Below are 20038 nucleotides of genomic sequence, written 5' to 3' on the forward strand. Positions count from 1 at the left end.
CATTCTATTTGAAACCCAGCGATATTCCGGCCGGATTAACAAAGTCGAACCCAAAACATTTACACACATGGAAAACTTGTCCGCTCGCGCATCGGGACAAATTGAAGCCGTCCCGATTACCTCGAACTCAAAAATCAGGAAAGCATTTTCCCGTAAACCCCGTCACATATTAGTCACTCTGCTGTCGGTCAGCCTGCTGCTTATCTCCCAGTTCACTAAGGCACAGGCGCCGCAGCAGTTTAGTTTTCAAGGGGTGGCGCGGGATGCTACGGGGAAGATTGTAAAAGACACTCCGGTGAGTGTGAGAATAAAAATTCACAAAGACAGTCCAATCGGAGCCGTGGTATTTTCGGAAACACAAATTGTCACGACAAACTCATCTGGAATATTCGATCTAGTGATTGGGGGGTTGGCAGGAGGCTTGGGAAATGTTAACTGGGCATCCGATAACTGTTTTATTCAAACGGAGATAGATGTGGCGGGAGGAGCCAATTTTATCAATTTAGGAACAACTCAATTGAAGAGTGTTCCTTATGCTCTCGTATCCAGGCAATGGGTTAATAATGCGCCAATTATTCAAACAGGTACTCTAGACTCAGGGCCTATATTGCCCAATCCTAGCGTAGGGGCAAACTTGATATGGTACCCTAAAAAGGCAGCTTTTCGAGTTGGGGCACTTAATATTTCGTCGTTTTGGGAGGATGTAAATGTCGGAAAATACTCGTTCTCCGCCGGCTTCAACACAACTGCCTCTGCTGAAAGTACAATTTCAATTGGCAATTACACAAGTGCCTCTAAATTAGGCGCTATTGCGTTAGGTGTGCAATCGTTTTCCACTGGAAATTTTTCAATGTCAATTGGATTAAATAACTCCTCTAGCGGGGAAGGTTCCACAGCAATTGGCGTGGGGTCAACAGCCAAGTCAAATGGATCCATTTCTATCGGTTCATACAATAGCGATTCGGACTTGGAGGGTGCTACATCTTCGTCGGATCGTGTTTTTCAACTCGGTAATGGAGCCTCAAACGTAGCCAGATCTAATGCCATTACCGTCCTCAGAAACGGCAACATTGGCATTGGCAATAACGTACTAAATCCAGCCTTTGTATTAGATGTCGGTGCAAGAGCCAGAATCCGACACAACTCGGGCGGCTTTACAGCTGGAATATATTTCGATGATTCGCAAAATAGTGCCCAAGGATTTGTGGGCATGGTCAATGATGATGAGGTGGGATTATTTGTCGGTAGTGCCTGGCGACTAGTTGTTAATAAAAGTGGCACCGTTTATGCTCAAAAGTTCCAACAGTTTTCAGATAGAAGATTAAAAACCAATATCAAGCCGGTACAAAATAGCATGGCAAACTTACGGGCAATACGGGGCTATAATTATCACTGGAAGAATCCCAAAGACGACCAAGGCTTACAAACCGGCGTCATTGCCCAGGAGCTTGAAGAAAAATTTCCTGAATTAGTTACCACCAACAAAGACGGTTATAAATCCGTCAACTACATCGGCCTAATCCCCCACCTCATCGAAGCCGTCAAAGAACTCGATAAAAGAACAGACGAAATTACTCGATTGAAGAAAGAACTGGCGGAGGTGAGGGAGATCAACAAAAGGATGACAACACTGGAAGCCGAGTTGAAAAGTCTTTTGACGGGGAACACATCAGCCATCGGTAAATCGCACGCAAAATGAAAAAACTGCTTCTAACCATCGTAACTGGAACGCTGTCATGTCCTTTATTCGCCCAAAGCATTTCCCCAGGCGCCCTTTACGCCGCCAGTGGCTCCGGGTCGGCCAATGGCGTGAGCGTCAACTGGATATTGGGCAGCCTCAACTCGTTTTCAGATTTATCCGTTCTGCCGGTAAGGCTCATCAGTTTCGAGGGACGGCTGAACGCTGCCGGCCTTGCCGAGCTGCATTGGAAAACGGCCGGTGAAACGAACAACCTGGGTTTTGAAATACAGAAGTCACTGGACGGCAAGAGCTGGGAATTACTTGGCTGGGTGGATGGTGCCGTTGATTCCAAAACGGAGAAAAGCTACCAGTTCGTCGATCAGGAATTTGTGACGACAAGCTACTATCGTCTTCGCCAGATAGACACCGATGATTCCTACACTTACAGCAAAATCGTCTGCGTCATTCCAGATAAAGAAAGTCTCGACCGGTTTTACGTTTATCCTAATCCGTCACACGAGAACAAAGTGCGGGTACAAATGCCCGAGCGGACAACCCGGCTTCTGTTGTTCGACCAGCTCGGGACCAGGCTTGGCCAATTCGACACTCCGGGCACAGAACATACGATCATATTACCGCATACCGGCTCATATCTATTACAAATCGATACACCAGTCGGCAGCAAAACGACAAAGCTGGTTTTTTACTGAGGGTTAACTGGGGTTTATTCAGAGGCCGCCATTTTGGAGGTCTCTGTTTTGTTTTCCATAAAAAATTTCATCCAAGCCGGTAGTTCATCGCATTCGTTCCAGAATCCGCACGCGGCGATTTTTGTGGAATTATGTCAACTATTAACCTGCCTTTACAATGCTAAAAAGATTTCCGCTGTTTTTCCTCCTCTGCCTCGGTTTAAGCTTAAATCCTGCCCGCGCGCAAGCTCCTTACAAATTCAGTTTTCAAGGGCTGGCCGTGGACGACAACCTCCAACCCGTACAAAACTCATCCGTTACCGTCCGGATCAGCATTATCCAGACCCAGGTGCTGGGTCCTGAAGTTTTTCAGGAAATACATTCAACGCAGACCGATTTCAACGGATTTTTCACGGTTATCGTCGGCTCCGCCGGTGGAGATCTTTCCAAGATTGCATGGCCGTACGACATTTTCTTTTTAAAGGCGGAGATCGATGACGAAAATGACGGCAAGTTTCACTTCATCGGAATGAGCCAGTTGCTCAGCATTCCCTACTCGCTTTATGCCAATGAATCCGGAAAACTCCGGGAAAATTTTCCTATTCTGCAAAAAGATCAAGGACAACTAAGCGCAGACCTGCCAATCGTTGGAAATGGCGCACGACTGATCTGGCACCCTAAAAAAGCAGCATTTCGGGCAGGTTTGACCAACGGCACCTGGGAAGACAGCAACATAGGCCAGGGTTCGGTCGCTGTTGGGTGGGATGCGGAGGCTAGTGGATTTGGCGCAGCGTCGGTGGGGAATTACTCGGTTTCTTCCGGCCATCAAGCATTCACGATTGGTAACCATGCAAATGCGGTACAAGCCAATTCGTTTAGTATCGGAAACTTTTGTTACGCCTATAACCCTAATTCGTTCGCAATAGGCAATTCAGCGGCCGCGATGGGTGATTACAGCATTTCATTGGGCTACCATACTGTTGCCAAAGCGCCGCACAGCGTAGCCATCGGGCTTTTTAACAACTCATTCGAACAACCAAACGGCGGACCAGGCGACCGACTTTTCCAAATAGGCAATGGGGTTGACCTCAACAATCGAACCAATGCCATGACAGTTTTACGAAATGGAAATATTGGTCTTGGCGCGAAAGCCGTTGCGCCCGAATTTGTACTCGACGTTGCATCGAGAATGCGAATACGGAATGACGGCAACACCGCCGGTCTCTATCTGAACAACTCCCAAAATAAGCCGGAAGGCTTCATGGGAATGAAGACTGACAAACAAGTGGGATTTTATCTAAATGGTGCATGGCAATTCTGGGTTGATGACATGGGTAAAACATGGACGCCATTGGGACAGCTCGGCTTTGCCTCCTCCGACAAGCGTTTAAAGCAGCACATCACTCCCCTCGAAGGCAGCCTCAACGCCATCAGTCAGATGCGCGGTTACCATTACCACTGGATCGACGCAGGAAGAGGGAAGGAATTACAGACGGGCGTAATTGCTCAGGAAGTGGAAGCGCATTTCCCCGAGCTTGTTCAAGAAAATGAAGAAGGTTTCAAAACTGTCAATTACACCGGCCTCATCCCGCATCTGATCGAGTCCGTCCGGGATTTGAAAAATCAGATAGCGGAAATAACAGCATTGAAAAAGGAACTGCGCGAATTAAAAACGTTGATCGGGAGAAGTACAACGGGAAACACCACCGCAGGGAACGACGCCAAAGCAAAGTAACATTTTTTATGAGGGTTAAGGGTGATTCAAACAGAGGCCGCCGAATCGGCAGTCTCTGTTTTTTGTTCATGCAATGCCTCAATTGCATATTTCGGTTAGTTGCTGCCGTAACACCCGCTTCGTAAGTGAAGTGTAAGTAACAGCCGCGGTAACGCTGATCAACGACCACATGCCATAGTCTCTTACCATTCCGCCCGCGTCTTTCAGCCCGGCGAAGTAAGCCGCGATCCCGCAGGCAGCGCCTGCTATTCCGCCCAGCAGAAAGGACAGAATACATTTCCAGGCCCACTGCCGGGGTTTAGGCAGTAACGGGGCTATCACACGGGCATTAATAATACCGATCGCTACGTACATAAAAATGATATCGAAGGGAATGTACAATGTGTAATAACCAAGCCAGAAAGCGGCAGGCACAAACAACAGAAAGTAACTCAATCCTCTAAACGTGCCGAGGGAAAAACGTGATTGAAGCGCCCGATTTTGTAATACAACCAGTATTACCATAAAAGTTACGACAGAGACATTATGCATAATCAGTTGCGGCATGGTCAGCGCCTTGTCGTGCGTACCGGTAAAATAGTGCGCCAGGAACGGATGCAAAATGGCCAGTCCGAGGACGTTGGCACAAATGTGATTGAGGGTCCATGTTTTCAATAGCAAGGAGGTGTCATGGTCGCGAAGCGCCTGGCCGTCCACGGGAAGAGTCATTTCATTTTTCATTTTAAATGGCTGAATAGTTAATTGTAAACATCGCAGGAACTCCCATGCGATGGCACAAAGGTATCCCGCCTGTCTTCGGCAAATGCTTGACGATCGTCAAGAAAACACGGAGCTAGCCAGCCGTTTTCGTATACGGCTCAAACTTTCGGCACTGACGCCCAACATGTTTGCCAGGTACTTCAACGGAACACGTCTCGTCATATCTGGTTCATGTTCCAGCAAATGCAGGTACCGATCCTCCGGCCGGTCCCAGGTAAGTCTCGCTGCACGCTCGGCCGCTTGCTGCAAGGCCCGCTCGCCAACCATCCTCGAAAAACGCTCAAAAGCCGGGCATTCGACCAATAAAAGATCCCGGTCTGATTTGGAAAGAACAAACACAACAGAATCTTCCAGTGCCACAGAATTGTTCGTTGTAGGAGTCCCATGATAGAAACTGTCGAAATCTGTAAAGAACTGGTTTTCAAAGTTGACGTTACAAGTCTTCTCTACACCGTCGCGCCAGGTGAAATGGCGGATGGCACCTTTGCTCACGAAACCGATGAAGTCATACTGCCTTCCTTCCCTGATCAGAAATTGCTTCCGTTTCAATCTGACCGGTTTTAAATAGCGTTCAACAATAGCCAGCTCGCCGGCAGACATCCCGGCCATTTCACGGCAAAGATTTAGCAGAGGTTCTGTCATAGGAAAGTTCGGATATTTATAAAAGAGCTATTGACCTATCCATCAACACAATAACTTTAACACAAAAATACCCTAACCCGGTGGTAGCAGAATACCGTTCACTAACTGCGGGCTATCAAGAATGCAGTACTTCCGGCATATCTTTTCTGAAATCCTCCCCATAAATACGGTTGTACTCCCGGGCGAAGTTCTCAAAGGTAGTTTTCGCCAGCGAATGCTTGCCCAGGTGAGCTAATGCTTTGCATTTCAAGATCATCGCCTCTTCATTCACCGGATCGAAATAAAAAACATAATTGGCCAGTTTCACGAGGAATTCGGGATCGTCGGCGATCTTCACAGATGCGGCGTAACGCAGGTAAGCATCGACGATCTCATTCGAGATTTCCGATTTGAAGCTATCCAGCCACTCATATTCTACATTCGAGAGGAAATTGCCTCGCTTGGTAATGCTGGCAAGTTCAATAATGCTATGCTTGGTAAGCAGCTTCCGGTTTCCGAGCAGGGTGAGGTAATGCATGTAATCGACTTCGATTTTCCCGAAATCGATTTTGATCTTCCAGTAACCGGTCTCCTTAGATACCTGGCAATATTTCATCTTGTCGAGGATCGCTTTCAGCTTTGCGATATTTACCGACCGGTTGTTCCGCGCACTTTCCGAAGGTTTGTCGAACCACAAAAGCTCTTTCAACTTCTCCGAACTGATCCCATCCCAGCGGATTGAATAAAGTAATATGACCAGGAACAACTCCTTCACCAACGGGCTGAAATGTTTAGTGATCTCATTCCCGTCCTCATCATACAGCTGCAAATTCCCGAACAGTAGAATACAACTCTGGTAAGGCGCTGCCTTTTCAACGATTTCGTCGTCCACCAATGCCTGGTGCGCAGCGGGCGTATACTCCGATTCCGGTACCGGCCCTACCACCGGCGCCTTCGTCGCTTTTTGCTTGCCCAATTGCCCCGGCATGTAATGGTACAGCCAGTACACCAGCAATGCCGCAGCGAACAACCCGGCGATTATCCACAAACTACGCCCAGCAGAACTTTCCGTTGAAGCCGTTTGCGGCGCAACGGTTTCGAGCGGCGGAGCATAAAGCGAATAAATGGCGACCTTCGTCTGCAAATTGGCATCGCGGTAGAGCGTTACCGCCACGAAGCGGCCGTTTGCTTTATCATAAAATAGGTCGGCAAAAGACTCGATATCGATGAATTGGTACGGCACTTTCGAACCGACGAGCTTGAATTCCGGACGGGTAAGCGACCCTTTGATCAATTGCAGCTCGGAACTGAACTGATGTTTAGGGAATATCAATGCGTAGTAGGAGCTGTCTTTTTCATTGATAATCATTGAGTTACCAAAAACAAAATCCTCCTTCGGTACTTTCAGCTCGTAGATTTTCCTGAACTTCCGTTGGGCACGGTCGAAATACAACAAGTCGTACCAGTTACGCGGGCTGAGCATTTGCTGGCCTGTGGAACTGCCATACCCGCCCATTACATACGCGCCGCCGGATGTAGCCCCCAGCGCGGCAAGGTACCGGGGTGTAAAGACGGAGTCTTTCAGCGCGATCTGCTGCCATGTTCCCGACGGCAGGTGGTAGCGCTGCACTTCCTTTTTATAAGCCAGATGCCCGTAGCCGCCCAGCATGTAAATAGAAGAATCGGCCGGAGAAAGGAATTTGTTCGCCTGCAGGTAATAGGTCTTGGCCTGGGCGGCGATATCGCTTTTATCCCAGCTGCGGGTGAGTGTGTCAAATGCCGTGACCTGCTTTTCGTTTAGAAAGATATTATACAAACGGTTCCTGCCGGGATCAAAAAGCACCTGATTATCAACATACACCGGTTGCTTTCCGCTTTGGTAGGGCATGGTTACCAGCCGGTTACCAGCCAGACTGAACCGCACAAGGGAATCCTGCCCTATTACAAACACATTGCTGCTTTTCTCGTCAAACCCCACTCTGACGTAGCCTTTCAGCGTCACGGTTTGTAAAAGTTTCCATTCATAATGCAGCTTTTTGATCCAGATTGGGTTGGTCGCCAACGCTGCTTTTCGCCCGATTTCCTCGGTTGCCTTCGAACCGTCCGTTTCATTCAATGGCCAATTGTAGGCAATGCGGCCTTCCGAACGCAATTCCACGTGCCGGATCTTCATGGGCGGCAAGTCCGTCGTACGGAATTCCTTGTACTGGTTTGCGCCGAAAAGGATCTTGTAGCATCCTTTCGTTATATATTTTACAGGTTGTGAGAAATTGCGGTTACCGTACACGACGGTGATCTGTTGTTTTTGCTTCTGAAAACGGAGCGTAATGCGGTTCCATTTGGCGAAAAGATCGTCGCCCTGGAAATCGAAAGCAATGGGAGAGAACTGTTCGCCGATGATGAGCTTGAAATGGTCGTGTTTGACGGAGCTGTTGTCGTAAATCAGGTCGATATTCTGCTGGTCGTCGCCGATAACGCGGACGATATAGCCGAAATAGGTCTTCTTATTCCTGAGAAAAGACAGTTCAAATGAGAGTTCGAAATCGCCGTCCAGGCAAATCGGGCCATCCGGGCTCAGGTCGAGGCCCGTCCGTTTATCCTGCACCGCTTCAAAGCTCTCGAAACCAAGCCCGTACGACTGGCCCCGCACCTCGGAAAGGACGCATGACAACGCAATTGACCAAATACAAAAAAGAATAAACCTGAATTTCATAAGAGCGGGTTGAAAAGAAAACCGCGAAAAGTTTTCTCCTGGCAATGCATTTAAGGGTTCTGTTAATCGATTGTTAAGCTTTTCTTAATGAGCCCGTGTTTAATTCGCTTTTCACTTGCCCAAAGCAACACTTGCACGATATCAATTTAAAGTTAAACAATAACCAGGGTTTTTAATAACCCGCCCAACACCCGCCTGCTTTTTCAGGAAAGCCCGGAACAAACTGTTATCTATACTTTGTAAAACAAAAATCAATCAGAATATAAGCGCCGAAACCGTAATTAAAATTTGATTAAGCATGATCCTAACTTTTAAAAAACTCACAACCTCCTCGTTCATACTTGCCTTTTGCTTGCATTCACTGACCAGTCCGGCGCAAAAAAATCCCGAAAAAGACAACCTGCAATATGTCGACCTTCGCGTTGGAAACGTAGGACAGCTTCTCGAACCAACCCGGCCGACGGTGCAGCTGCCCAACCAGATGATGCGGATGTTTCCGGTCCGCCAGGACTACCTCGACGACCAGATTTCCAGTTTCCCGGCCATTATCGTATCGCACCGGCTTGGTCAGGCATTTGCCCTACGCCCTAGCATCCTGCCGGTTAGCGCGGCCTCGTGGAAGCACAAAATGGCCTACGACCACGACCTGGAAGTGCTCCGGCCCCATTATTATTCAACTTATCTGATTGACGATGAAGTAAAAGTAGAATTTGTCCCCGGTAAAAAAGCAGGGATTTACCGTTTTGAATTTCCTAAAAACGGCCACAAAAGTATCCTTTTCGACCAATACAACAACGGAGAGGCAAGCTGGAAGTTTGACGGCGGAAAAGAAATCATCGCCCGTGAAATTTATCACGATGACATTCCCGTTTACCTCTACGGAACGTTCAGCCAGACAGGTAAAACCGGTTTGCTGAATGGTGAAAATAAAGTATCAAAAGCCTACATTACATTTCCCGACAATACCTCCACCATTGAATTCCGCTATGCTATTTCGTTTGTGAGCGCAGCACAAGCGAAGAAAAATTTTGAAAACGAAGTAAAAAATACAGGGTTTGAAGACCTGAAAAAGGCTGGTGAAAAAATCTGGTCGGAAACAATCGGACAAATCCGCGTGGAAGGTGGTACCGAAGCGCAAAAACGCAGCTTTTATTCATCGCTCTATCGCACTTATGAGCGGATGGTGAATATTTCAGAAGACAATCAATATTACAGCGGTTATGATAAAAAGATTCACACCAGCAACCGGCCATTTTATGTAGATGACTGGACCTGGGACACTTACCTGGCGCACCACCCACTGCGCGTGATCCTAAACCCGGCGCAGGAAGAGGATATGCTGCAATCGTTTGTGAATATGTATGAGCAAAGCGGCTGGCTGCCCACTTTCCCCGTGCTTTTCGGCGATCACGCATGCATGAATGGCTTCCACTCGTCCATCACATTGCTCGACGGTTACCGCAAAGGCCTTAAAAACTTTGACATTGCCAAGGCGTACGAAGCCATGAAAAAGAACGCCGAGCAAGCCACCATGCTTCCATGGCGGAATGGACCGAAATGCGAGCTCGACGACATTTACCATTCCAAGGGCTTCTTTCCGGCACTGAAACCAGGGGAGAAAGAGACGGTCAAACTCGTGGATGGCTTTGAGAAGCGTCAGGCAGTAGCGGTTACCCTCGGCGGCGCCTATGACGACTGGGCGGTGGGCCAACTTGCCAAAGACCTGGGCAAAAACGCTGATTTTGAAAAATTCAATGCCCGGGCCAGGAATTACAAAAATCTTTGGAACGACGAAAAGCAGATGTTCATCCCCAAAGACAGCCACGGCAAATGGATTGCCATCGATCCGAAATTTGATGGCGGAATGGGAGGCCGCGATTTTTATGACGAAAACAACGGCTGGACTTACAAATGGCAGGTGCAGCACGACGTGAACGGCCTTGTGAGCCTGATGGGCGGCAAAAAGAATTTCGAAACCAGCCTCGATCAGCTTTACCGTGAGGGACTGGGCCGCAGCAAATACGAGTTCTGGGGCAAATTCCCGGATGCGACGGGGTTGGTAGGACAATATTCGATGGGGAACGAGCCAAGCTTTCACATTCCATACCTTTATAACTTCACCGATTCTCCCTGGAAAACGCAGAAACGCGTGCGCTTCCTGCTCGACGTCTGGTTCAAAGACAATATATTCGGGATACCGGGCGACGAAGACGGCGGCGGTATGACGGCATTTGTGGTCTTCTCATCCATGGGCTTTTACCCGATCACGCCAGGCCTTCCGCTTTACACCATCGGCAGCCCTGTTTTCGAAAAAGTGACGATCGACCTGCCCGGCGGCAGGGAGTTCAAAGTAATTGCAAAAAATTGCTCGGTGGTTAACAAATACATCCAAAACGCCAAAATGAACGGCAAAGAGCTAAACACTCCCACATTCACGCACGAAGAGCTGATAAATGGCGGAACGCTGGAACTGGAAATGGGCCCGCTGCCGAATAAGAGTTGGGGGCGTGAATGATGAGTTTTGAATGACTGGATGATTGAATGAGGAATATTCGGTCATTCAATCATTCAAAATTCCCCTATACCCCGCCGGTGTCGTTCCGGTCCAGCGCTTGAATGCCCGGGAGAACGCGCTTAGCTCGTTGTATCCCAGCATGTAGGAAATTTCCTTGGCGTAATACCCTCCGGTTTGGAGATAGTGGAGTGCGAGCGATTTGCGTACATCGTCGGCTAATTCCTGATATGTAACTTGCTCGTCCTTCAACTTTCGTTGCAGGCTGCGCGGGCTAACGTTGAAATTGGCTGCCATTTCTTCGAGCGGAACTATGCCTAGATAAGCGTTTTTCCACAAATATTGCTGCACTTTATCCTGCCACGAATTGCTCGCTGATTTGGCGGGCGATCCGGCATTTATCTTTTGGAGGAGGCTTTCCTGTAATGCGTAGTTCGCAGTGAGGATGGGCATGTCCCAATATTTTCGATCGAAAGTAATCGCGTAGCTGTTCTCCGAATGGGTCGGCGTGCAACGCAGGATGCGTTCGAGCTCCCGGGCAGTCTGCTCAGCAAAAGGCATTGCTACGCGCTGGGGTCGTATATGTGCGAGAATGAGGCCGTCGAGCTCGTGAACGGTAAAAACAAAGAAAAAATTGATCATTTGCCCGAATGCAAAAGGCGACGCAGCACGATGTTGGTCGTCGGGAATGAAACGAAGTGTGAATGTGTCGATGTCGCGCTCCACAACCACGCTAAACAAATCGGTGATCAGCGGCGTGAGGGCAACCGCCTGCTCTACGCCCTGACCAACTGTTGTGCTGCTCTTGACAATATCTCCGACTATTCCTAATGCCGCCAATTGAAGCGACTCGCCCAAATGCAGCCCAAATAGCGGGTCGCTGCTCAGATGACAGGCATTCAGCCAGAGATCATTGAACTGCTTACGGCTTATTTCGACCGGCCCGCCGGAAGTAAGCATTTCCAGGTCGATCCCCGAAATACGGCAAAGCTTTTCTAACGGAAGGTCGCGCTGGGCGGCATATGCCATAAAAGCCAGAATAAATTGTCGCTGCTGATCGTTCATGGCCTAAATTTAACGATTAAAAAAATATCCCTCCAACAGGCGCCGGAGGGATATCGATGATACTCAACGTTAATTAATGCACAAATTTAACAGGTATACAAGAGTGCGTTTATAGAGTTAAAACGTTTCAAGCGTAGATACATTTCTACAAGTCGAGGCTTCAAGAAATTTCTAGATTTGCGTATTACCCACGAATCCAATACCTCTTGACCGACAGTTTATGAAGATATTGATCGTCGAAGATCACCCGCTTATCCGGATGGGCCTGAAACTCCTGATTTCTGAATCCGAATCCAAGGCCACAGTGACCCAATGTGATACATTTCCAGAAGGTCTGATCTTGCTAGATCAGGAAAAGTTTGACCTTTTGATCCTGGATATTGATATTCCTGGCGGCGAGAACATCAAAATGATGAATATGATCCGGAGTAAACAGCCAGATATCATCATCCTTATCCACTCCGGGTACGATGAACAAGTATATGCATTACCCTATATCAAGGCAGGTGCAAACGGCTTTCTTTCCAAACAGGCGTCGCAAGACGAGTTCAAAACTGCCTTGAAAGCGGTTATGAGCAAAGGTAAATACGTAAGCTACCAGGTGCAGCAAATCCTGCTCAATACCATCAAGGACAACAATTTTGGCAAAGTAATGAATCCTATTACCAGTCTTTCCCCCAATGAAATGCGGGTTATGCAACTGCTGACCGAAGGCAAATGGACGAAAGAGATTGCCGCCATCATGAATGTGAAGGAAAACACCGTGAGTACCTACAAGCGCCGGATTTTCAACAAGCTGGATGTCGTGGATTCGATCGAACTTTCCAAAAAGGTTTCGCTGCTTAAACAGTTCTAGCCGGGTTGAATTGCAGGGTAAAGCATGTTTGCTCCGCATCACTGCTAACATGCAACCTGACGTCAATCAGCTCCGCCACCTCCTTGACGATCAACAACCCGAGACCTGTTTTTCGCCCAAATGGCCTTACAACATCATCGGTTTCCTCGCGGTCGGGCGTGTTGATGATTTCGATGACATGAAGCGGAATCGCCGCTCCTGAATTGGAAATATGCATGACTACGCCGGAGCCTGTGTTTTCGGTCGCAGTGACGCTGATAATGCCGCCATGCGTAAACTTTACAGCGTTATCAAGCAGGTTATGGACCATGATCGCCAGCATCTGGGTGTCGGAAGGCACTGTCAGGTTAGCGGGCACTTCGTTCCGGAAAATGTTGCCTTTTTGTTCGCTGGCAGTTTTAAACAGCTCATATTTGCTTTCAACGAGCTGGCTCAAAGCTACATTCTCGAACTGAATGCTGTTTCCGTACACATGCACTTTGATATAATCCAGCAGCCCGCGCAACAGATCGCTCATTCGCCGCGTTGAATTGGAAATCACCTGCCCTATTTCTGAAACCACCGCCAGTTCACCTTTATCGATCATCGCCGGGATCGAACCGGATGTGAGCATGATGTAGTTCAGCGGCGACTGTATATCGTGCGTCATCGAGGCAAGCAACCGCGACAGCATATGCAACTGCCGGCTCATCTCGTTCTTCGATTCCTCCACGTCGTGCAATGCGAGGTTAAGGCTTTCCGTACGTTTTGCGACAATCTCTTCCAGCCGTGCTTTCTCCCGGGATATATTGCGCAGGCGGAAGCTGTTGTACAGGTAAAAACCTCCCGCAACGGAGAGAATGAGCAATATTTTTGCCCACCAGGTCTGATACCAAAGCGGCGGCACGATCACACAAATCTTTCTTATCGTCTGGTTTCCCCTACCAAAACCATTCACTTTACGCACCAGGAGCGTATGTATGCCGTGGCCCAGGTTGGAGAATACAATGCTGAAATCATTACTCTGGATCGGTATCCAGTCCGAAGCCTGTATCTGCTCACCGGCATCCGCCAGTGCATAGGAAAGGTTCAGGTTGTAGGCATCGCCGTAATAAGGTGTCGAAAAGAAGAACCTTGCCTGCACGGGATTTGCCGGCAACACCAGCGTATCGCCCAACGCATTTATCCATTGTCTGTTCACCAAAATCCTGTCCAGCATAATGCTGGCGGACGGCACTTTTTTGATCACCTCCCCCGGCCGGAACCAGATTAGCCCATTGAGCGAAGGCAGCGAAATAGTACCATCTTTCAGCGTGGAGGCGCAGGGCTGGCATCCGCCATTGAATTCATTCGTCAGAAAGCCCTCTTCCTTGGCGTGATACAGGTAAAATATATCAAACGGAGCCTGCGTATAGTCAATAAGGTCTTTGACCGCGATCTGGAAAAGTCCTTTGTCGGTTGGAATCCAAAAATATCCATGTCCATCGTCAACAATGCAATGCGGACTTCCGAGATAACGGTTCCGGTCGAGCGGGAAGCGAATCAGTTTGTTCTTTTCGTAAAGCAGCAATCCTTCCCCGTTGGCAGTCATCCAGATTCGCCCGGCCTTGTCTACATACAAACTTTTAATGTAAATCCCGTCCGTGCTCTTGATGAGGTGAGCTTCTCCTGAATGCCGGTCGAATACATAGAGCCCGGTGGTGGTCGCCACCAGCATCTGCTCACCGAATGTATGCAGGTAGGTTCCCTTGATCGCATCCCTTATCAGCTTCGGCTGCGGGTCTTTTTCTGAAAGGTCCAGCCCGAAAATCCCCCGGGTGCCTGTGGCAATCCAGACTTTTCCGTCCTGGTCCGGATAAATGTGCTTGATTTCCGTATGAAGGTTCCATTTACGCAGCATGCGGTTGGCCTGCACATCCACCTGGTACAGCAGATCTCCCGTTTTCATCCACAGCAGCCCACCCTTATCATAAAACAAGCTTCGTTTATCACCGGTGTTTAACGCTTGCAAAATCGGTACCTTTTCTGTCACGATCACACCGGTAACCGGGTCTTTCCTGAAAACAACTCCCATCGGCGTCAGTATGCCCCGGTCTCCCTTCGGCACCGTGGCATAATAAACGTTTGCGACATCGGCTTCCGGGGACGTCAATGCCTCGAATGTCTGCCTCGTCAATACAAACAAACCCTTGGACGGGCTTCCAAGAAAGATCGTTTCCGTCGCCGGATCGCGGTATATCGACTGTATCACATGCTCGTCGAGATCGTACCCGTCGATCACCAGCCGGGTCGTCAACCCGCGCTTCCTGTCCTCCGTTACCATGTACAATTTCTTGTGATGGTAAAAAAAGAGCTGATCGGAAGTAATATTCCAGTAAACCTTCATGCCTTCAAACCGGTTGTCGTAACGGTTATCGCGTAAGAGGTCGCCATACACGCTCACCGGACGTACGCCCTCGGCAGTAATACCGAGCACGGCACCGGTTTCATTGCTGTAATACAGCTTGTCGCCGAGCATAAAATAATTCCACCACTGCAACAACTTATCCGGTGCGAAAGCTGTGTGCGCCAACTTGCGGTTTCCGTGGTACAACTGCACTGAGACACTGTCTATCACGTAAAATCTCCCTTCACCGTAACTGTCGGGAATAATATAGTGTACCGGGCCTGCCACTTCTTTCAGGTACGTAGGAATGCCTACCGAAATAAGCGTTTGGGGATTCCCGTCATCGAAATGCGGGAGTGTCATGATCTTGCTTTTATAGTAAAGCGAGTCGACTTTCGCACCGCCATTCTCGATCTTTACAAACTGGTTATAATCCGCTGCCGCATAGATCTCCTGTCCGGGCTTCTGCTGCCCCGGCCGGCCGGCGCCCGTCTGGTTCATCGACGGCGACAGCATATAAAAACGGTTGCTTGTTGTGCCGACGAACGATTTATCAAAAATATTGAACCGGAGACCGTCGAAGCGCGCCAGACCGTTTTCGGTTGCGATCCAGACAAAACCCTCGGCATCCGCAGCGAGACCCCTGACGCTATTTTGCGGCATACCATTATCATCCGTAAAGTGCTTTACGGTATATCCTTTCTGGGAAAAGGTCTTTTCCAAAAAGGAGAGCATGCAAATTAATGTCAGAGCAACTACTAGCCTATTCACAGAAAACAAAAAAAGGAGCCTTTCTTCATAGTCCGGCACATCGGCGCAATTCCACTCCCGAACTATTTCGTATATCTTAAACAAATATAGAAGCCTAAACGGTGTTATCAAACGTAACCGAAGAACTACTACACATGTAACTTAAATAAATTAAACAGTTACGGTCAGTGCTCTAAATAATTCTATTTTTAAATACAATTATTTGATTAACAGATGATTACGTGTAGCTTTTCTTGAATACCAATAGAAATCTTTCTATGCAATATTTGTTCCAGCGCTACAAAAATAAAGGGACCGGCAACCTAAATTTATCGCCCGGGAACGGCTATCGGTTCCCGTTTGGGAAACATATTCTGACCCGCTTCGTTAATGAAACACATACTACTCGTTGAAAATCACTCCGTCGTAAGATTGGCAACCCTTTTCATTATACGCGATGTGCTGCCGGTGCTCACATCATGGGAAGCCGACAACTTTCCGGATGCCCTGCAGGTCGTGTCAGCTCAAAAACTTGATCTCATTCTCCTCGACATCAATATACCCGACGGCGAAGGTTTTCAGATGATCGGAAAATTCCGGCGGCTGCAACCAGATGTACCAATTATGGTGTTTTCCGCGATCGATGAGGAAATATATGCGCTGCATTATCTCAAAGCGGGAGCTAACGGTTTTCTTTCTAAAAGTTCATCCACTCAAGAAATCCGCACCGCCATTGCTGCCGTTCTCATCAACGGTCGCTATATGAGCGAAATCGTGCAACATGCCCTCCTCAGCAGCAATATACCGGGAGCGCGCCAGGGCAATCCGCTCACTGCGCTTTCACAACGGGAGCTGGAAGTGATGGACCTGCTCCTGCAAGGTAAATGGACGAAAGAGATAGCCACGTTTCTAAATATCACAGGCAGTTCGGTAAGTACCTACAAAGCAAGAATCTTCGAAAAACTCGGAGTTACCACCGTAATAGAGCTCTACCAGCGGGTTGCTGCGCTGAGGGAGTGAGGCGGTGGCGTTTCCGCCGTCAGCGGCCCGCAGTCAACTCCTCCCGTATCCTTCGCGCCACAATCTTGTCTTCGCCAGGCTGTAACATCCAGGCTGTTACCCGGATAAGATTCGCCCCTTTAAGAGTTTCTTCCATAGCGGGATCAATCGAATCGGAGCCTGCCTGGTAATAATATAGCGGCAATCCGGAAAACCCTGCCTCTATCGACGGACTACCAAACCGCAGCTTGTCGCGCAGCTCGCGCCCGGTCAGTTTTACGATACTTTCGTCCCAGCTGATCGTCAGAGTCGGTGTGATATTTCCCAATTCTGGGATTGTGACTTTGGTCGTTATGCCGGGCAGATCTTTGACGGCACCTTCAATACGTGCGATCTGTGCCTCCCAGTCCTTCCATTCGCGGTCGTGGTCGCCGGAAACAAACTTTTCGAGCGCCACATACATGCCCAGTATTTCTTCCTTGTTGACCTTATGCCCCCGTGCGACCGTATATCCACGCGGAGGCGCATTCAGGCGTGCGGCAGCCACAATGTCCTTCCGGCCCATGAGTATTCCCGCGCTTTGCGGCCCGCGCATCGCCTTCCCGCCCGATATGAAAACGAGGTCGAAGCCCATGTCGTTGAATTTCCAGAGATTGGATACAGGCGGTACATCGGCAGCAATGTCGATTGACGTCGGTATATTGTATTTTTTCCCTATTGCCACCCATTCCTCGTGCTTGATCTGCCCTGCATTGGCCGTAATATTCAGGAAGTGAAGCAATGCCGTTCTTTCACTGATTGCCCTCTCTACATCCGCGAGGGTCTCTACTTCTACCACAGTACAACCCGTATTGAGAAAAGCGTGGTTATAACGCTCGTTATGCGATTTCTGGCAAATCACCTCCGACTTCATACCTGTTCCTGCCAAATGCGGTAATTGCTCTACCTTACGCACATCCAGGCCAGTGAGCACGCCCGCCAGGCCGAGCGTCATCGCTGAAAAAGCTCCACAGGTCACCATCGCCGCCTCCGAATGCACAAGTTTCGCGATCTTCTCCCCTACCTTGTCCTGCACCTCATCGATCATACAAAAATGCCGGGACGTGTTTTCAATGGTTTCCACAACTTCGTCGTGCATAATGCACCCCGACATGTAGGTAAGTGTTCCGGCTGCATTGATGAACGAGCGAATGCCCAGCTCGGCAATTATATCCCGCTTTTTCTTCCGGGAAATCTGCCCACCCGTCACTTTGGCCACGGATAGTGAACTGATTAATGGCAATGTGGAGAGGCTTTGAATAACTTTTCTGCGTTTCATAGGTTTAGGATTTTGTAGAAACGCAAGATACGAATGAGTGAATCATTCAATCATTACCTTCCGACAACGCATCGAGCATTTCCTAAATTATCTGCGCTCTGCGGGCCAGCTTTTCTACCCGTGGTCATGCACAGTCGGATGTTTTTATTTGTTGTACGGCAGAGGTTGGAACTCGGAGATATATCCTATAAACCTGATAAATATTATTTTACAGCGATTCCGAGAAAAGGAAAGATATAGTTGTAGAAATCCTGGGGGATGAAAGGTTTGATAAAATACCCGGAGAAGCCGCTCGCCATGGCCCGCTCTTTCTCGTTTTCGAAGGCGGAGGCCGTAAGCGCGATGATAGGTACTTTCGGGTCAAGTTCGCGGATGAGCGCCGTGCTTTCAAAACCATCCATAACCGGCATGCGGAGGTCCATCAGCACAAGGTCGTAACGGTGCCGACTGAACATTTCGTAGGCTTCCAGGCCATTCGAAGCCGTGTCGTGGAGAATATTCCTGCGTTTCAGAAGCTGCGTGGCCAGCACCAGGTTGGTTTTATTATCGTCGGCCACGAGCACCCTTACATCCGGCATCTCCCTTGCAACCGTGGCTAGTACCGGCTGGTGCGGCACCAGGGGTTGTTCCGAATAGGGCAGCGACAACCGGAACGAGAACCTCGCTCCCATCCCTTCCTCACTTTCCAGGTGTATTTCGCTGTTGAACAGGCGCATCAGCTCCCTCGAAATAGCCAGCCCGAGCCCCGTACCGCTCACGCCGTCAGAATGCGTCCTGGCCCTTACCTGTGTAAAAATCTCAAAGATACCACCCTGCTCCGACTTCGGGATGCCTATTCCGGTGTCGGTTACGGCAAAATCGAGCGTTATGGCCTCGGGGGTTCGGGCTGCTTCTCTGACATCGAGCGTGACAGAACCCTTTGCAGTGAATTTGATAGCATTGTGGACCAGGTTGGTCAGTACCTGACTCAGCCGCATGCGATCAGCGACAAGTTGCGCCGGCAGCCCGGGATCAATCGAAAATGCAAGTGCAATCCCTTTCTCGTTGGCCTTTGGATCAAAGGTTTTTTTGAGTATATCAAAGAATTCGAACGGGGCGAACGCTTGTGGATCGAGCACCACGTGGTTGGAGTTGATCTTGTTGAAATCCAGCACGTCGTTGACGACCGCCATAAGATGATCGGCAGAAAATTTCAGAGTTTTCAGCAGATCGTTGGGCTTTTCGGCGTGCTCTTCTTCCTGCATCATTAAATGTACCATCCCTACGATCCCATTCAGCGGTGTCCGGATCTCGTGGCTCATCATTGAAAGAAAATCAGTTTTGGCACGGGTAGCCTGTTCGGCAATGGTTTTTTGCCGTTCCAAAGCATCGTTTTGCTGCTGCAGCGTGTAGCGGAAATAGAACTCGCGTTTATCTTTATTGTAGTTCAGTTTTATTACAAAAGGGAACACAAAATGCGCGACCATCACAAAAACCCCGCCTTGTTCGAAAAATACCGACAAGGATGTCTGGCTAAAAAAATAGATCGATGCCGGGTATAGCGTCATGCTCAGCCCTGAAACTAGCAGTGCATAACGCAAAGGCCAGCGCACGACCAGCCCGGCGAATATGATCGCGAGCGTGAGGTTGAGGCAAGATTGTACGTAGGAAAGGTGAGGTCTCGACAGCAGGAATGCATAAATACAGATCAGCGTCAAAAATGTATAAAAGCTCATTTGCTGCCCCGAGATTACCTTCCTGTAATTCAGGAGCATATAGCCCAGAATTACAAAACCCGATAGCACGTGTGCCGGCAACAGCGTGTAAAAAAACGGGTCGCCCGAGAGGAAAAAAGCGATCGACGACAACGGATTGCAAACCAGGAACGTAATGCAGAACAGCCAGTTTTGCACCCGGGTCTTTATTTCCGCCTCCTCTTGCCAAAGCTGCTCAAAAGATCCGGAATAGTAAATATCTTTCAAATAGGAGCTTTTTA

The 20038-nt window shown here is 48.8% G+C and carries 13 protein-coding genes; 6 read left to right on the forward strand and 7 right to left on the reverse strand.

Annotated elements, in window-relative coordinates; all coding sequences use genetic code 11:
* Positions 1 to 67 precede the first annotated feature (67 nt).
* The 3 genes from IEY24_RS20915 to IEY24_RS20925 all read left to right on the forward strand — a co-directional run bounded on the left by IEY24_RS20915 (position 68) and on the right by IEY24_RS20925 (position 4105).
* A complete protein-coding gene (locus tag IEY24_RS20915; protein WP_188935695.1) occupies positions 68 to 1699 on the forward strand; it encodes a tail fiber domain-containing protein in 1632 nt (543 codons plus the stop codon).
* The gene (locus IEY24_RS20920) at positions 1696 to 2391 is read left to right on the forward strand and encodes a T9SS type A sorting domain-containing protein (protein WP_188935697.1); all 696 of its coding nucleotides are present in this window, start codon (positions 1696 to 1698) and stop codon (positions 2389 to 2391) included. Before IEY24_RS20915 ends, IEY24_RS20920 begins: the two co-directional genes overlap by 4 nt.
* A gap of 157 nt (positions 2392 to 2548) precedes the next feature.
* Positions 2549 to 4105, forward strand: a complete 1557-nt coding sequence (locus tag IEY24_RS20925; protein ID WP_188935699.1) for a tail fiber domain-containing protein — start codon at positions 2549 to 2551, stop codon at positions 4103 to 4105.
* A 78-nt stretch (positions 4106 to 4183) separates the two neighbouring features.
* On the opposite strand, the gene IEY24_RS20930 is transcribed toward IEY24_RS20925, so the two are convergent.
* The 3 genes from IEY24_RS20930 to IEY24_RS20940 form a co-directional block, all read right to left on the reverse strand.
* Positions 4184 to 4813, reverse strand: a complete 630-nt coding sequence (locus tag IEY24_RS20930; protein WP_188935701.1) for a hypothetical protein — start codon at positions 4811 to 4813, stop codon at positions 4184 to 4186.
* A gap of 108 nt (positions 4814 to 4921) precedes the next feature.
* Entirely contained in the window at positions 4922 to 5506 is a 585-nt protein-coding gene (locus tag IEY24_RS20935) for a Crp/Fnr family transcriptional regulator (RefSeq protein ID WP_188935703.1), read from the reverse strand.
* A 115-nt stretch (positions 5507 to 5621) separates the two neighbouring features.
* Positions 5622 to 8198 carry a Kelch repeat-containing protein gene (locus tag IEY24_RS20940; RefSeq protein WP_188935705.1) on the reverse strand — a complete coding sequence of 859 codons (2577 nt, stop codon included), beginning with the start codon at positions 8196 to 8198 and terminating at the stop codon, positions 5622 to 5624.
* Between the two features lie 298 nt (positions 8199 to 8496).
* Between IEY24_RS20940 and IEY24_RS20945 the strand changes: the two genes are divergently transcribed.
* The gene (locus tag IEY24_RS20945; RefSeq protein WP_188935707.1) at positions 8497 to 10713 is read left to right on the forward strand and encodes a GH92 family glycosyl hydrolase; all 2217 of its coding nucleotides are present in this window, start codon (positions 8497 to 8499) and stop codon (positions 10711 to 10713) included.
* A 45-nt stretch (positions 10714 to 10758) separates the two neighbouring features.
* Here the strand turns inward: IEY24_RS20945 and IEY24_RS20950 are convergent, their stop codons facing one another.
* Positions 10759 to 11775 (reverse strand): AraC family transcriptional regulator, encoded by a 1017-nt coding sequence (locus tag IEY24_RS20950; RefSeq protein ID WP_188935709.1) that lies wholly within the window; start codon positions 11773 to 11775, stop codon positions 10759 to 10761.
* A gap of 220 nt (positions 11776 to 11995) precedes the next feature.
* Between IEY24_RS20950 and IEY24_RS20955 the strand changes: the two genes are divergently transcribed.
* Positions 11996 to 12631, forward strand: coding sequence for a response regulator transcription factor (locus tag IEY24_RS20955; RefSeq protein ID WP_188935711.1), 636 nt, complete (start codon positions 11996 to 11998; stop codon positions 12629 to 12631).
* Here the strand turns inward: IEY24_RS20955 and IEY24_RS20960 are convergent.
* A complete protein-coding gene (locus IEY24_RS20960) occupies positions 12618 to 15731 on the reverse strand; it encodes a sensor histidine kinase (protein ID WP_188935713.1) in 3114 nt (1037 codons plus the stop codon). The genes IEY24_RS20955 and IEY24_RS20960 overlap by 14 nt on opposite strands.
* Positions 15732 to 16136: 405 nt before the next feature.
* Here IEY24_RS20960 and IEY24_RS20965 point away from each other — a divergent pair, with 405 nt between their 5' ends.
* Positions 16137 to 16766 (forward strand): response regulator, encoded by a 630-nt coding sequence (locus IEY24_RS20965; RefSeq protein ID WP_188935715.1) that lies wholly within the window; start codon positions 16137 to 16139, stop codon positions 16764 to 16766.
* Positions 16767 to 16785: 19 nt separating this feature from the next.
* On the opposite strand, the gene IEY24_RS20970 is transcribed toward IEY24_RS20965, so the two are convergent.
* Both IEY24_RS20970 and IEY24_RS20975 read right to left on the reverse strand, forming a co-directional pair.
* Positions 16786 to 18063, reverse strand: a complete 1278-nt coding sequence (locus tag IEY24_RS20970) for an aminotransferase class V-fold PLP-dependent enzyme (RefSeq protein ID WP_188935717.1) — start codon at positions 18061 to 18063, stop codon at positions 16786 to 16788.
* Between the two features lie 203 nt (positions 18064 to 18266).
* Positions 18267 to 20024: a response regulator gene (locus IEY24_RS20975; RefSeq protein WP_188935719.1), complete on the reverse strand. Its 1758-nt coding sequence runs from the start codon at positions 20022 to 20024 to the stop codon at positions 18267 to 18269.
* Between the last annotated feature and the right edge of the window lie 14 nt (positions 20025 to 20038).

This window comes from Dyadobacter endophyticus (assembly GCF_014641595.1).
GTDB lineage: Bacteria > Bacteroidota > Bacteroidia > Cytophagales > Spirosomataceae > Dyadobacter > Dyadobacter endophyticus.